This is a genomic window from Myxococcales bacterium (assembly GCA_016703425.1).
In the GTDB taxonomy this organism is placed as follows: Bacteria; Myxococcota_A; Polyangia; order Polyangiales; family Polyangiaceae; genus JADJCA01.
Genome location: JADJCA010000001.1, coordinates 778,340 through 793,912, shown reverse-complemented (window position 1 = coordinate 793,912; position 15,573 = coordinate 778,340). Strand labels below are relative to the sequence as shown.

The 15,573-nt window shown below is 68.4% G+C and carries 8 protein-coding genes and 2 pseudogenes; 8 read left to right on the top strand and 2 right to left on the bottom strand.

Translation table 11 applies throughout. The features are described from left to right. Positions 1-22: 22 nt before the first annotated feature. The 6 genes and pseudogenes from IPG50_03400 (at position 23) to IPG50_03375 (ending at position 11,823) form a co-directional block, all read left to right on the top strand. Positions 23-1,408 carry a serine/threonine protein kinase gene (locus IPG50_03400; GenBank protein ID MBK6691236.1) on the top strand — a complete coding sequence of 462 codons (1,386 nt, stop codon included), beginning with the start codon at positions 23-25 and terminating at the stop codon, positions 1,406-1,408. A 2,255-nt stretch (positions 1,409-3,663) separates the two neighbouring features. Next, positions 3,664-4,638 (top strand): annotated as a pseudogene (locus IPG50_03395) (MoxR family ATPase). 48 nt (positions 4,639-4,686) lie between these two features. Then, the gene (locus tag IPG50_03390; protein MBK6691235.1) at positions 4,687-5,634 is read left to right on the top strand and encodes a DUF58 domain-containing protein; all 948 of its coding nucleotides are present in this window, start codon (positions 4,687-4,689) and stop codon (positions 5,632-5,634) included. Further along, entirely contained in the window at positions 5,631-7,508 is a 1,878-nt protein-coding gene (locus IPG50_03385; GenBank protein ID MBK6691234.1) for a VWA domain-containing protein, read from the top strand. Before IPG50_03390 ends, IPG50_03385 begins: the two co-directional genes overlap by 4 nt. Continuing rightward, positions 7,505-10,342 (top strand): VWA domain-containing protein, encoded by a 2,838-nt coding sequence (locus IPG50_03380; GenBank protein ID MBK6691233.1) that lies wholly within the window; start codon positions 7,505-7,507, stop codon positions 10,340-10,342. The genes IPG50_03385 and IPG50_03380 overlap by 4 nt, the downstream gene beginning before the upstream one ends. 215 nt (positions 10,343-10,557) lie before the next feature. Further along, entirely contained in the window at positions 10,558-11,823 is a 1,266-nt protein-coding gene (locus IPG50_03375) for a glutamate--cysteine ligase (protein MBK6691232.1), read from the top strand. Here IPG50_03375 and IPG50_03370 read toward each other — a convergent pair. Next, a complete protein-coding gene (locus IPG50_03370; protein MBK6691231.1) occupies positions 11,807-12,190 on the bottom strand; it encodes a response regulator in 384 nt (127 codons plus the stop codon). The genes IPG50_03375 and IPG50_03370 overlap by 17 nt on opposite strands. Before the next feature lie 95 nt (positions 12,191-12,285). Then, positions 12,286-13,353, bottom strand: coding sequence for a type 2 isopentenyl-diphosphate Delta-isomerase (locus tag IPG50_03365; protein MBK6691230.1), 1,068 nt, complete (start codon positions 13,351-13,353; stop codon positions 12,286-12,288). Between the two features lie 241 nt (positions 13,354-13,594). On the opposite strand from IPG50_03365, the gene IPG50_03360 reads away from it, so the two are divergent. Beyond that, the gene (locus IPG50_03360) at positions 13,595-14,644 is read left to right on the top strand and encodes a polyprenyl synthetase family protein (GenBank protein ID MBK6691229.1); all 1,050 of its coding nucleotides are present in this window, start codon (positions 13,595-13,597) and stop codon (positions 14,642-14,644) included. A 1-nt stretch (position 14,645) separates the two neighbouring features. After that, positions 14,646-15,557 (top strand): annotated as a pseudogene (mvk, locus tag IPG50_03355) (mevalonate kinase). The last annotated feature ends 16 nt before the right edge of the window (positions 15,558-15,573 follow it).

Sequence of the window (15,573 nt, the reverse complement as noted above, 5' to 3'; positions counted from 1 at the left end):
TTTGGCATCATGGCGCAAGGCGATGATGTTCCCGACGGACAACGGCCGCCCCAAGCTGCGGGGCTTCGAGGTGCTCGAGCGCCTCGGCGCGGGCGGTGTTGGCAGCGTCTACCTCGCGCGAAGTCGCGGTGGCCGCCTCGTCGCCGTGAAGATGTTGGGCGACCCGCGCGCCGAGCTCGACGCGGCGCAGAAGGCGAGCCTCGCGCACGAGGCATCGCTCGCGGCGCGGCTATCGCACCCGGCCATCGTTCAGGTCCGCGCTTTCGTCCAGGACGCGGGCTACGCCGCGCTCGTCTTCGAATACGTCGACGGGATCCCGTTGTCGCGGCTCCTCCGTCTCGCCGCGAAAGCGCGAGCTCGCTTGCCAGACCGGGCGGCCTTCGCGATCGTGGAGCGCGTTCTCGCGGCTTTGTCTCACGCCCACGCGTACACCGACGACAGCGGCGCGGCGGTGCCCATCGTTCATCGCGATGTGAGCCCGAGCAACGTGCTCTTGGACTGGGAGGGAAACGTCAAGCTGACGGACTTCGGGATGGCGAAGCTGGTGGGCACGTCGACGGGCACGCAGCTAGGCCTCGTACACGGCACCCTCGGGTGCATGGCGCCCGAGCAGGCGCGTGGCGAGTCAGTGACGGAGCGCGCCGACGTCTACGCCGCGGGGCTCCTCTCCTGGTGGCTCGCCACCGGACGAGCGCCCTTCGCGCGCTTCAGCGACGACGAAGTCGAGCTGCTTCGAGCCATGAAAAATCCCCGGCTCGCCCCGATCGACGTGGTGCGTCCCGACCTTCCGCGGGGCATCCAGGGGGCCATTCGGCGTGCGCTCGCCGTCGACCCCAAGGAGCGAACGCTCTCGGCCGCGGAATTTCGGGCCGTGGTGCAAGACAACGTGGACTGCGCGCGGGGGGAGGCGGAGCTGCGGGCCCTCCTCACGAGCTCCCGAGAGGCCCTCGAGGCGCTCGGGCCCGACGAGCGGTCCTCCGACGGCTCACATGCGGGTCGGTTGGGCCCCACGCGCCGATACGAAGATGGAGCGCAGGCGGTCGCTGACGACAGCGATGACACGGCGCAGCCCGACGCCGTCCGTGCGCTGCCGCCGCTCGGCGTCGAACTGCCCGTCGACGCGCCCTTGCGGAACGCCCTGGAGCTTCAGGGGAAACGAGCCTCGCTGCCTTCCCTCGACGAGCTCACCGTGCTCTCGCAGCTGACGTCGGCGCCGCCTCGCTTCGAGGACGTCATCGTGAGCGAGCGGCAATCGGCTCCGCCAGCGCCGCCCGTCGACGCGAAGGCGCGCCTGAGCGCCCGACCCTCGAGCGCGCCGTCACCGGCCAAGGTGCGGCTCCTCATCCTCCTGGTGGCGGCCGTCGGAGTTGTCGTTGGCGCGGGGGTGGCCTGGCTCGCCGTTCGCTGAAGGAACACGCGCTCAAGGAGACGCCCGGGGAATGCGCCGCGGCATCCGCGCATTGTTCCCGGTAGAGGTACAAGGGCCGACGTTCGATTGGTGCGACAAGGTGCGCAGCGTCGGGTGTTTCACCGTAAGTTCGCTATGCTGTGTGGACCTTCGGAACTTCCGCGCGCCTCGTGCGTCAAGCCGTAGCGCAGCGATTCAATTGAATCGCTGCATCGGACCCACCGCCCACGTGCCGCGCTTCTCGCTATGAAGACCTCGCGCTCGAGTCTTGCTCACCTCGCCGCCATCGTGCGGCCGGTGCGCCGTGCCGAGCGCCGCCTTCGCCTCGGCCGGGCGCTCCACGTGTCGGCGACGGCGCTCGCCTTCGGCCTCGGTGGCGCCATTGTCGTCACGGCGTTGCGCAAGATGGGCGTCGTGCCCGAGGCCATGACGCGCGGGGTTCTCGGTGGCCTCGGCCTCGCCTGGCTCGCTGCGACGGCGGTCGCGTACGCGCGAAGGCTCCCGCCGAGCGCTGGCGCTGTGGCGCTGGATCGCCACCACGGCTTGAGCGACCGGCTCTCGAGCGCGCTCGAGTTCGCGGGCTTGCCGGGCGAGCAGCGCAGCGCCTTCATGGATGCCGCCATCGACGACGCGCTGCGCGTGGCGCCGAGCGTCGACGCGCGGAAGGCTGTCCCGCTCCGCTTGCCGCGCCAGGTGGCGTGGGTCGCTGGTCTCGCCGCGACGCTCGGCCTCGTGCTCGCCTTTGAGGTGCGGCAGCGGGAGATCGTCGCCGGCGCAAAGACCATTGATGCCCTCGAGGTGACCGCCGACGACATGGACGCGATGCGCGAGTTCCTGAAGGAGATGGAACAGAAGCCGCTGAGCGACGACACCAAGGCCGCCATCACCGAGTTCAACCAGCTGATCGAGGACTTGGCGAACAAGCGCCTCGATCGCACCGATGCGTTTCGCAAGCTCCAGTCGCTCGAGGACAAACTCCTGAACGGGCGCGAGGCCTCAGCAAAAGACCTCGAAGAGGCGCTCGCGAAAATTGGCGACGAACTCAAGAAGTCAGAGCTCTCGAAGCCCGCCGGCGAGGCGCTCTCGAAGCAGAACCTCGCGGAGGCTTCCGAGAAGCTTCGGGAGCTGGCGAAGAAGCTGAAGGAGAAGGGGAGCGGCGTCGACAAGGCGCAGCTCGATCGGCTCCGCGAGGCGCTGAAGAAGGCGAGCGCGGGTCAGGACGAGCGGAAGGCCGCTCTCGACAAGCGTCGCGAGGATCTGAAGGCCGACCTCCTCAAGCGCAAGGAGCGTCTCGGCGACGCCGGCTCTGACGAAGAGCGGAGTCTCCTCAAGAAGAAGGAGCGCGAGCTCGAGCGACTCGATCGCGAGCGCGAGCAAGCCGAGAAGTCAGAGCGCCAACTCGATCGCCTGGATCGCGAGCTGTCGAAGGCCGCTGAAGATCTCATGCGCGACCTCGGCGCCAGCGCCGCGGATCTCGAGAACTCCGCCGAGGACATCAATCGCATGGGTCGCGAGAAGATGAGCGACGAGGAGAAGGAGCAGCTCCGTCAACGGATCCAAGAGCTCCGCGAGACGCTTCGTCAGCAAGGCAAGGGCGGCAAGCAGCAGATGGTGCGGCTCCAGAAGTTCCAGCGACACGCTCGCGGTGGTAGCCAGGGCCAAGGCCAAAAGGGCGAAGGCGAACAGAGCGGGAGCGGCGAGCAAGGGCAAGGCCAAGAGGGGCAACAGGGCCAGGGGCAAGACGGACAGGGGCAACAGGGCCAAGGCCAACAAGGCCAAGGCGGTCAGCAAAAGGGGCAGGGGCAAGGCCAGCAGGGCGAGACCTGGGTCCTCGGGCCCGGCGGTCAAAAAATGTTGATGCTCAGCAAAGGGCGCGGCGGCTCCCAGTCTGGGGGCGGCGGAGGGCAAGAGCGCGGCAGCGGCGCCGGGAGCGAGCGCGGTGGCTCGCCGCAGGGTCAAGCCACGAGCATCGGCGGTCAGACGCAAGACACCCAGGTCGCCGGTCAAGACACGGGGCAGGGCGGCAGCCGCAGCGAGGTGATCCTCGGCGCGGCGGAGCGGGGCTTCGCGTCGCGCGGCTACCAGAAGGTGTACCGCGAATACAAAAACGTCGCCGAGGAGACGCTCACGCACGACGACATTCCCGGCGGCTACCGCTTCTACGTGCGGCGCTACTTTCTCTTGATTCGGCCCCGCGACAATCCCTGGGCCCGCCTCCGCTGCACGAGACAGACGAACCCACGAAAAGGCACACCATGTCCGAGCTCGAAGGCGTTCGCGCCGAAGTTGATGCGTTCCGAAAGACCATCCAGGATCTTCGCCAGGAGATTGGCCGCACCATCGTCGGCAACCAAGAGGTCGTCGACGGCGTGCTCACCTGCATGCTCGCCGGCGGTCATGCGCTCTTGGAGGGCGTCCCGGGGCTCGGCAAGACGATGCTCGTACGCACGCTGGCGGAGGCGCTCTCGCTCGCGTTCTCCCGCGTGCAATTCACGCCCGACCTGATGCCCGCTGACATCCTCGGCACTACCGTCATCACGGAAGGTGGCGCCGGTGAGCGCGCCTTCGAGTTTCGCAAGGGGCCGATCTTCGCGAACATCGTCTTGGCCGACGAGATCAACCGCGCCACGCCCAAGACCCAGAGCGCGCTCCTCGAAGCCATGCAGGAGCATCGCGTGACCGTCGGCAAGACGACCTACACGCTCGAGGCGCCGTTCATCGTTCTCGCCACACAAAACCCCCTCGAGATGGAGGGAACCTATCCGTTGCCGGAGGCACAGCTCGATCGGTTCCTCTTCAAGCTCCACGTGCCGTTCCCGGGCCGCGACGAGCTCCATCGCATCCTCGACCTGACGACCGGCGAGGCGCGTCAGGATCGAACGGCGGTGGTCGATCGGCCCCGCATCCTCGAGATGCAGAAGCTCGTGCGGCGCGTGCCCATCGCGCGACACGTTCAAGACTTCGCGGTCCGGCTCCTTCAGGCCACCCACCCCGACGGACCCGACGCGCCGGAGACGGTGCGCCGCTTCGTCCGCTTCGGGGCGTCACCGCGCGGCGCGCAGGCGGTGCTCCTGGCGGCCAAGATCCGAGCGCTCTTTGAGGGCCGCTTCGCCGCGAGCGTCGACGACGTGCGCGCCGTAGCCCTGCCAGCCCTGCGCCATCGCGTCCTGCTCAACTTCGAAGGCGAAGCGGAAGGCATCAAGTCCGACGCGGCGCTCGCCGAGGTCCTCAAGGTTCCTCCCCGGAGACGAAGGCGGGTCTCGCCGGGGAGGCGGCCGTTGGGGCTGCTTGAAAGCCTAGGGCTGCGCGCCCGCCGCTCCCAAGGTGACGACGCCGGTGAGGAGCTCTTCGACGACGAGTTTCAGCGGAAGCTGGACTACCTCGCGCTCGTGAGCCGCCGCGCCTTTGCGGGGCGCCTTCGCGCCGAGCGGCGCACGAAGAAGACCGGCAGCGGCGTCGAGTTCGCCGACCATCGCGAGTACCAACCCGGCGACGACATTCGGTACCTCGATTGGAGCGTCTTTCAGCGCTTCGACAAGCTGCTCTTGCGGCTCTACGAAGAGGAAGAGGATCTCGCCATCTACTTCATCCTCGATGCGAGCGTGTCGATGGCCTTCAAAGAAGGCGGCGGCCTCGGTCGAAAGCTCCCCTACGGAAAGCGGATCACCGCGGCGCTCGCCTATGTGGCCTTGGCCAACCTCGATCGCGTCGAGGTGGTAACGACCAGCGACCGCGTCGTGTCGCGCATGCCGGAGACCCGCGGCAAGGCGCGCATCTTCAAAATCTTTCGCTACCTGCGCCAGCAAACGGCCACGGGAACGACGAACCTCGAGGACGCGCTCCGCGCCTTCGTCGCGCAACACAAGCGCCGCGGCATCGTGGTCCTCGTAAGCGACCTGTACGATCCGGCCGGCTTCGAGCGCGGCATCAACGTCCTTCGCTACGCGAAGTTCGAGCCCTTCGTGGTTCATGTCGTCGACCCGGCCGATGCTCATCCGAAGCTTCAGGGCGACGTGCTCGTCTACGACTGCGAGACTGGCGATGAACGCGAAGTCACCGTCACCTCGGCGGTCTTGGAACGCTACGCAAAGGCCTACGAAGGGTACCTGGCCGATGTCGAACGTTTCGCGGCGACCAAGCAGGTCCCCTACGTGCGCGCTGACGTGACCGTGCCCTTCGACGAGATGGTCCTGCGCGTCTTTCGTCGCGGAGGGTTCTTGCGGTGACCCTCGCTGGCCTGCCACTCGCGCAGCTCCTCGCCATCTTTGGCGCAGCGGCGGCGCTCGTTACCGTCTTCTACATCCTGAAGCTGCGGCGCCGCGCCGTGGCGGTGCCCTTCTCGCCGCTGTGGAACCGCATCCTTCGCGACAAGGAGGCCACGAGCCTCTTCTCCAAGCTCAAGCGCCTCCTGTCGTTGCTCCTGCAGCTCGCACTCCTGGTTCTCTTGGTGCTCGCGCTGGGCGATCCGCGCGCCGCCGCGTCGCTCGTGAAAGGTCGCAACCTCGTCGTGCTGGTCGACGCAAGCGCGTCGATGCAAGCCACGGACGTTTCGGGTACGCGTCTGGGCTCCGCCAAGGACGAGGTGCGGAAGATGATCCGTGGCCTCGGCGGCGCGGACCGCATGCTCATCGCGCAAATGGACGCGGTCACGACGGCGCTCGTCCCCATGAGCGGCGACACAGCGGAGCTGGAGCGCTCCTTGGATCGCATCAGCGCGACCGACACGCGCGTCGACTTCGCGCGGGCGCTGCGCTTCGCGACCGACGCGGTACGAGGCTTGGAGCGCTCGGAGATCGTCGTGGTCTCCGATGGCAACGTCGGCGAGGCCGCCGACGCGTCCGGCGCCGTGCGCCTCGGCGACGCCAAGCTCGTCTATGTTCCCGTCGGTCGCGGCAAGCGAAACGTCGCCATCACGCAGTTCTCGGTGCGCCGCTATCCGCTCGACAAAAGTCGGTACGAGGTGATGCTCGAGGTGACCAACACGTCAGACACCCCGGAGGACGTCGAACTCTCGCTCTTTGGCGATGGCGTCTTGGTGGACCTCAGCAAGCTTCGCCTGGCTCCCGGCGAGCGCCTGCCGCGCTTCTATCCGAACTTGTCGGGGGCGAGTCGCGCCCTCGAGGCGCGCCTCGGTCTCGTAGGCGGCGGCCACGACGACCTCCCGGCCGACGACCGCGCCTACGCGCTCTTGCCGGAGCGGCGTCGCGCCAAGGTGCTCGTCGTGAGTGACGGCAACACCTACCTCGAGGCGGCGCTCCTCCTCGATGAGTACCTCGACGTCACGCAGGTGAAGCCGAAGGACTACGCGCACGCGGCGTCATCGACCTACGACGTCGCCATCTTCGACGGAGCGACGCCGGCCGAGCTGCCCAAGGCTCACGCGCTCTACCTAGACCCGCGCGGGAGCGGCTCGCCGGTGAAGGTCGGTCCCGAGATCGATTGGCCCGCCTTCGACAAGGTCGACGGCAAGCACCCCGTGGCTCGCTTCCTCGCGCTCGAGTCGGTTGGCATTCGGCGTGCGCATCGTCTGACGCTGGGACCAGGGGATCGCGCCCTCGGTGCCGTGGCTGGGGCGCCGGTTTTGGCCTCCGGCGTCCGCGGTGGGTTCAAGTTCGTGGCCCTCGGCTTTGACGTTCGCGAGAGCGACTTGCCGCTGCGCGTCGCCTGGCCGCTCTTCCTCGTGAACACCATCAACTGGTTCACCGATGAGGACGCGAGCTACCTCTCAAGTTTCCGGACCGGCGAAGTCTGGCGCATCACCGCGCAAGGCGAAGGGGCGGCGACGCTCACGATGCCCGAGGGCGAGCACAAGCAAGTCCCCATTCACGAGGGGCGCGCCGTCTTTCTTGGGACGCGCGCCGGCTTCTACGAGCTCGAGAGCGGCGGCGGCGCCAAGACGAGCTTCGCGGCGAATCTCCTCGACGTGACGGAGAGCACCATCGCGCCGGCGCCGGAGCTGGTCGTCGACGGGCAGCGCGCGGCGGCGCTGGCTGGCTTTCAGCTCGGCGTGCGTCGCGAGATCTGGGTCTACCTGCTCATCCTCGCGGTGCTCCTGACCGCGCTCGAGTGGGCTACCTACCACCGGAGGCTCACCGTATGAACAAGGTGAAGCGCTTTGTCCTGCCGGCGGCGGCGCTGGTCCTGTTTGCGATCCTGGCGCATGTGTACCTGCGGTACGTCATCGGCGCGGGGCCAACGCTTCGCTTCGAGCGCGGCGGCGAGACCTACGAGCTCTTGGCGCCTCGCATGCTCGGGCTCTTGCTCCTGGCACCCTACTTCTTGTGGGTGCTCGGCCGGTCGCTCGCGGATTTGCCGCTCGCGCAGCGCGTCCTCTCCATCGTGCTCCGTATCGCGTTTGTGGCGCTCCTAGCCTTCGGCCTGGCGCGGCTCGCGCGCACCGGCAGCACGCAGAAGGTGAGCACCGTCTTCCTCGTCGACGTCTCGGACTCGGTGCCCGACCTCGCCCTCGACGACGCGCGTGAAGCGATCCAGAAGGCCATCCTCGAGAAGCCCAAAGACGCGACGTTTCGCGTCGTCACGTTCGCGCGGCGCCCGCGCCTCGTGGCCATCGACGAAGGCAGCACGGTGGTGCCGCCGCTGACGAGGCACGACCCCGTCACATCGCCCGGCGCCCCGCCAACCGTCGATGGCGGCGCGGCGGGAGCACCGAGCGCGCCGACGCGCGCGGGCCTCGGCGCCGCCTCGGACTTGGCGGCGGCCCTGCAGCTCGCCTACGGCCTCTATCCGGAGGGAACGCTGCGGCGCGCCGTGCTGTTCTCCGACGGCGTCCAAACCGACGGCGACATTCTCGCCGAAGCGAGCCGCGCCGCTGGTTTCGGCGTCCGCCTCTTCACGGTTCCATACCAGCGGCCGGTGCCTGGCGAAGTCGCCATTCGTGAGCTGCGCGGTCCCGACAAGATCAAGGTCGGTGAGGCCTTCGACGTGCGGGCGAGCGTCTTTTCAAGCCGCCCCCAGAAGGTGAAGGCCACGCTGCGGCAGGGCGAGGCCATCAACGGCCTCGACGGCGTTCGCACCGTCGACCTGCCCGCCGGCGTGAGCGAGGTCTCCTTCAAGAGCGTCGTGCGTGTCTCCGGCGAAGTGACCTACGCGCTCGAGCTGACGGACATTGCGGAGGATCGCTTCCGCGAGAACAACCGCTCCTCCGTCACGGTCTCGGTGCCGGGGCGACCCACAGTGCTCTACGTCGAGGGCAACCAAGCCCGCGCGAGCTACCTGCAAAGCGCCCTTTCGGCGCAGGACTTCGACGTCGACGTTCGTGGGCCCCGGGAGATCCCGCAGAGCTTGCGCGAGCTCGAGCGCTACGATTTCGTCATTCTCTCCGACGCGCCTGCCGACGCCGTCTCGATGACGCAGCAGGAGGCCATCGAGGGCTACGTCCGCGATCTCGGCGGCGGGTTTCTCTTCGCCGGCGGCGAGGCCGGTTATGGGCTCGGCGGCTGGTACCGAACGACCATCGAACGGATGTTGCCGGTCCGCATGGACTCGGAAAAAAAGCGGGACGAGCCGGGGGTGGCGATGGTCCTAGCCATCGACCGCTCGGGCTCCATGACGGGCATCAAGATCGAGATGGCCAAAGCTGCCGCGAAGGCGACGGCCGACACGCTGTCCGGCGAAGACCTCTTGGAGGTCATCGCTTTCGATTCGGCCCCGACGCGCGTCGTGCGCATGACGCCGGCGAAACACCGCGCCCGTATCCAGAACGACATCGCCCGCATTCAGCCCGGCGGCGGCACGGAGATCTTCCCCGCGCTCGACGCGGCGTACACGGAGCTACGCGTGACGCGGGCCCGGAAGAAGCACGTGATCCTCCTCACCGACGGGCAAGCGCCGTCGGCGGGCATTCGCGATCTCGTTCAGGCGATGGTGGCTGAGGGCGTCACCGTTAGCTCCGTGGGGCTCGGCGCTGAAATTGACGAGAACCTCCTTCGCATGGTCTCCGATGTCGGCGGCGGACGTTTCTACAAAGTCCTGGACCCGCAGTCGCTGCCTCGCGTCTTCACGCGAGAGACCGAGATGATCAGCCGCTCAGCGGCCGTGGAGGAGTACTTCCAGCCGCGCGTCGTCCAGAGCGCGGACTTTCTCCGAGGCATCGACGTGCGCGCCGCGCCTTACTTGCACGGCTACGTCGCCACCAAAATGAAGCCTCCGCCGGCGCAAGAGGTTCTCCAGTCGGAGCTCGGCGAGCCGATCCTTGCCAGGTGGCGCGTCGGCCTCGGATGGTCCGTCGCGTGGACCAGCGACGTGAAGAATCTTTGGGCCGTCGAGTGGCTCAAGTGGCCACAATACGGGCAGTTTTGGGGACAACTCGTGCGTGAGCACATGCGCCAGAAGCGGGGCAGGGTCCTCGACATGCGCGCCGAGATCGACCCGGCGACGGGCCACGTGCGCGCCGCCATCGACGCCGTCGGCGTTGACGATCGCTTTCAAAACGGTCTCGACGCGAAGCTCGAGCTCAAGTCGGAGCGCGGCGGCGAGGTGCGGCGGCCCCCGATGCGGCAGACGGCGCCCGGTCGCTACGAGGCGGACTTTCCCCTCGATCGCTACGGTTCGTTCTCGCTCCGGGCCACGCTGGAGAAGGTTGTGGACGACGGCAAGGGCGCGCGCTCGGTGGTTGTCGCGGAGAGCTACGGGCACGTGTCCAACCCGTACCCGCGCGAATACCTAGCGCTGGAGGCCGACAAGGCGACCTTGGCGCGAGCGGCCGAGGCCACCGGCGGCGCGCTGAGCGCCCCCGTGGCGCGCTGGTTCGATGCGGCGGGCGAGCGAATCAAATTCAGCGAGCAGCTTTGGTCGCGATTCGTCCTCTTGGCGGTCCTGGTCTTCGTCCTCGATCTCTTCGTTCGACGCGTGCGGCTCTTCGACCGAAAGAAGGTCGCACGGCCGTCGTTTGGGCGAGCGTCGGCGCGGGGCTGAGGCAACGTCGCTTGCGAGCGACCCGCCGCTCTTGACAGGAACGCACACGCGCGACCTCGACTTTCAGCGTCGCCTCATTGCGAAATACGCTCTACAGTCCCCGCGTGCCGACCTCTCTTGCGGGAACCCCTGCGCCGCTCGTGCGCTTCGAAGATCTGCTCGCGCCCTTCCGGGAGGCCGAGAAAGGCCCCGAGCTTCACGCCGTCGGCGCCGAGATGGAGAAGCCCGCCATCGACGCGCTCACGTTTGCGCCGATCCCCTACGAGGGGCCGCGCGGCGTGGCCGCCATCTTGGCTGCGCTGGAGAAGCACGGTTGGCTCGCCGAGCGCGAGACGGAAGGGGGCCCGATCATCGCGCTGACGCGGGGCCGGGCCTCGGTAACCCTCGAGCCCGGCGGACAGCTAGAGCTGAGCGGCGCGCCGTACCGAACCGTGCACGAGGTGGCCGACGAGCTCGAGGCGCATCAACGGGAGCTCGCCCCCATCGTCAAAGGTCTCGGCCTCGAGCTCCTGGGATTGGGCTTCCACCCCTTCGCGACGCGCGCCGAGCTCCCTTGGGTCCCGAAGAAACGCTACGCGATCATGCGCGACTACCTGCCGACGCGCGGCGGACGCGGCCTCGACATGATGCTGCGCACCTCGACGGTGCAGGCCAATCTCGACTTCTCGAGCGAACGCGACGCCATGCGAAAAATGCGGGTGCTCCTCGCGCTCGCTCCGCTCGTCACGGCGCTCTTCGCTAACAGCCCGTTTGTCGAAGGCCGGCGCGGCGAAGCGCTCTCAGAACGTGGCGCTGTTTGGCTCGACGTCGATCCTGATCGCACGGGCCTCTTGCCGCGACTCTTTCTGCCTGATGCCAGCTACACCGACTACGTCGAGTGGGCCCTCGACGTGCCCATGTTCCTGATCAAGCGCGGCCACGAATACCTGCGCAACACGGGGCAGACGTTCCGGCAGTTCTGGAAAGATGGCATGGGCGAGCACCACGCCACGCAGGCCGATTGGCGGCTGCACATAAACACGCTCTTCCCCGAGGTTCGCCTGAAGCACACGATCGAGCTCCGCTCGGCCGATTCGCAGAGCCTCGCGCTCGCCCCTGCGCTCGCGGCCTTGGCCGTTGGCCTCGTCTACGACCCGCGCGCGCTCGACGAACTGGAAGCGACGCTCGGCGACGTTACGCATGACGAGGTCGCGGCGTTGCGGCGAGAGGTCTATCGATTGGGGCTCCGGTCTACGTTCCGCGGCGCGCCGCTCCAGAAGCTTGCGGAGGCCGTGGTAACGATCGCCGACCGCGGCCTTGAGCGCCGCGCCTTCGCCGACGCGCAGGGCAAAGACGAGCGGCGCCACCTCGACCCTCTCCGTGCGCTTGTCCTCGCTGGCAAGACCCCGGCGGAGGCGCTGCTCGCGCGCATGGACCCGGCGAAAGACTTCCGTGCCGAGGTCGTCCGCGTCTCGGCGCTTTCGACTAGCTCGGGATCTTGAGCAGCTCGCGGACCTTCGCGATGACTTGAGGCGCTTGGATCGGCTTGGTGATGTAAGCGTTCGCACCGAGCTCGAGGGCGCGGCGCCGGTCTTCCTGTGCGCTCTCCGTCGTGATGATGATGATCGGGACATCCTTGTGCGTCGGGTCGGAGCGCACGCGGCGAACGAGCTTCAAGCCGTCCATGATGGGCATGTTGATGTCCGTGAGGATGATGTCGTAGCGACCGCTGGCGAGCTTCCTGAGCCCGTCGACGCCGTCGTCGGCCTCAGTGACGCGGAGGTTCTTCACGCGCGCGAGGGCGAAGACCAATAGCTGCCGCATCATGGGCGAGTCTTCGACGACGAGGCAGGAGTACTCTTGGCTCATGGGCGGCGGGAGCCCACGATATCACTGGTCTACGTGCCCTAGACCAATTCACGGCGCGGGTCGCGGCGTTCGCCCGACTTCAAGCCGAAATCGGTCTAGCCCTGCAGTTGCGCGAGCCACTGCCCGAGATCGCCGAGGATGACTCGGGGAGCCGCCCTCAGCGCCGCGACCGACGGCGAGCCCGTGAGAACCATCGCGGCGCGCAGCTCGGCGAGGACGCCATCGATGTAGTCGCGGGCCCCTTGGGGGCCGCCGCGCCGGAGCGCCTGAAGAACGGGCCGTGCGATACCCGCGGCGTGCGCCCCCAGCGCCAAACACTTTGCGACGTCCAAGCCCGTTGCAACGCCGCCGGTGGCGATGAGCGTGCGAAAGCCCACGGGCGCCGTCAAAAGCACGCTCGCCGCCGTGGGAATGCCCCAGTCCCAAAACGCTTCCCCCAGCCGGTACGCCGCGCCTTCGTCGGCGCTCTTCGCGCGGAGCGTCTCCACGGCCACCCATGACGTCCCGCCGGCGCCCGAGACGTCGACGTGCTCGACGCCCACGGCCCGAAGGGCGCGCGCGGCTCGCGGCGCGATCCCGCAGCCAGTCTCCTTGGCGACAATGGGAAGTCCGAGCTCCTTGGCGAGGCGCGCGAAGGTTTCGAGGCCGCGGCGAAAATCCCTGTCGCCGCCGCGCTGGACCAGCTCCATCGCCGGGTTCATGTGAACGCAAAGGGCATCGGCGCCGACGCTTTCGACCAGCGCCTTCACGTCAGCGGTGTCGGTCTCAGAGGCCTGCACGATGCCCAGGTTTCCGAGCACGAGCGTCGTCGGCGCGACGTCACGCACCCGATAGGTGGCGGCCGCCGCCTCGCCGCGAACGAGGGCCGCGCGCTGGCTGCCCAAGCCGAAGCCGAGCTGACGTTCTTCGGCGATGGCCGCGAGCTCACGGTTGATCGCGGCGGCTTCCTCCGTGCCGCCCGTCATCGCAGCGATGAGCAGCGGGGCGGCGAGGCGCTTGCCGAGAACCAAGACGCTGGTGTCGATGGCGTCCGCGTCGAGCTCCGGTAGCGCGTCGTGCACCAGCCGAACGTCCGCGAGGAGCGTAGTCGCCTCGCGGAAGCCAACGTCGCCGTTGGCGCACAGCTCGATGTGGTCTGCCTTCCTATCGTGGATGCCGCTCATACGTCGCCGAGCTCCCGCAGGTTCTATAGCGAAGTTCGCAGCGGCGAGGGATCCCGCCTGCGGAGCCGCGGGCCCTGCCAAGGGGGACGCGCCACCCCTCTTTATATGCTTCAGAGATATTTGAAAGCGATTGAAATTGATGGATAATTTGTCGCCCAATACCGTTGACATGGGGAAACCTCGACCCTAGGCTCTGCTCGCCCGCTGCGCGCGTCTCCGCTCGCTCCGCCGGCGCAGTTCCATGCAAACGTCGTCCCCCACGGAGTCCTTCGGGCGCTTTAGCGCTCGCGTCGCGTCGACCGTTGACACGGCGCTCCGTGGCTGGCTCGACCGCAGAATCGCGCGCGCCGCCTCGCTGCACGGTGATGTCGGCGCCGTCGCCGGTGCCATCGCCGACCTCACGCTTCGGGGCGGCAAGCGGCTGCGACCGATTCTCACGGCGGTCGCCTACGAGGCGTTCGCGCCCGGCGAGTCGTTCGAGCGAATTGCGCCGTCGCTCGTCGCCCTCGAGCTCCTTCAGAGTTACCTGCTCACGCACGACGACTGGATGGACGGCGATGCGCTCCGGCGCGGTGGCGCCAGCGTGCACACGGCGCTCGCCGAGCGCTTTGGAACGGCAGAGGCGGGCGCCCACGCGGGAATCCTCGCCGGCGATCTGGCCTCGGCTTACGCGACAGAGGCCTTGCTCGAGACCGACGTCCCGCCGCCGGCGCTCGTCGAAGCGCTCCGCGAGTTCGCAGAAATGCACCACCGGGTGGTTCTTGGGCAGACGTTGGACGTGCGGAGCGTTTGCCGCGAGAGCGCGGAAATCGAACGCATGCATGACCTGAAGACCGGGAGCTACACGGTGCGCGGACCGCTCCGGCTCGGCGCCGCGCTGGCGGGAGCGCCGGCCGCGGCCCGCGAGAAGCTCGACGCCTTCGCGGCGCCGCTCGGCGTGGCGTTCCAACTCTCCGACGATCTGCTCGGCGCGTTTGGTGACGAGCGGCTCACGGGGAAGCCTGCGGGGAGCGATTTTCGCGAGGGAAAGCGCACCGCCGTCGTGGCGGCGCTCGAAGCGGAAGGTGCAGCCTGGGCCAAGCGGCTCCAGGGCGCACCGGCGCTCTCCGCCGGCGACCTTGGGCGACTCATCGAAGACGCAAAGAGGTCCGGCGTTCGTGCGCGCGTCGAAGCGCGCATCGATGCCCTCGAAGGCGCGGCTACCGCCGCCGTCGACGCGCTCGCCGTCAGCCAGGTCGGCCGCCATCGACTCCGCGCCGCGGCTCAAGTCTTGATCCGGCGGGAGCACTGACATGGCGACGGAAGGCCGCGCCTCGGGCAAGGTGATTCTCCTCGGGGAACACGCCGTGGTTCACGGCGTGCCGGCCATCGCCGTTGGCCTCGAGCGTGGAGCGCGCGCAACACGGACGGCGCTCGCGTCGGGCCCGAGCTGCCTCTACCTACAAGGCGTCGACGTCCCCATCAGCGAGCACGACGACCTCGACTTGGCGCGCGCGTTTCGTGCCGTCCTCGACGCGTCGCTGGGGGCCCAAAGGTCAGCCGTCCGCGTCAACGCGAGCGCCGAGCTGCCACCCGGGGGGGGACTCGGTTGTTCGGCCGCGCTCGGCGTGGCCATCGCGCGCGCCCTCGACGAGAGCGCGAATGCGACGGTCGCGTGCGAGCGGGCCATGGCCTGGGAGCGCGTCTTTCACGGCAACCCGTCGGGCATTGATACGGCGGTGGCCGCGCACGGCGGGTTCCTCTGGTTCCGGAAGGGAGCGGGCATCGAGGAGCTCGGAGAGCGCGCCCGCGGGTTGACGTTGGATCTCTGCATTGGTCTGAGCGGCGCGGCGTCGAGCACCAAGACGATGGTCGAGATGGTCGCTCGGCTGCGCGAGCGACGGTCCGAGTTGGTGGACAAGGCGTTCGCTGGCATCGACTCGCTCGTGAAAAACGCCCGCCTCGCGATCCTCGCCGGCGATCGCGTGGCGCTCGGTCGACTCATGGACCTCAACCAAATGGTCCTGGCGGGACTCTACCTATCAACGCCCGAGCTCGAAGACCTGTGCGCGCGCGCGCGCGGGGCAGGAGCCCTCGGCGCCAAGCTCACGGGGGCCGGCGGTGGCGGGTGCGTCGTTGCGTTGGTGCAGAATCGCGCCGCCGCCGCCCGAGTCCTCGCGTCGTGGCGAGAGGGCGGCTTCGACGGCTTCTCGGTGAGGGCCGGGGGGCGCACCGCTGGCG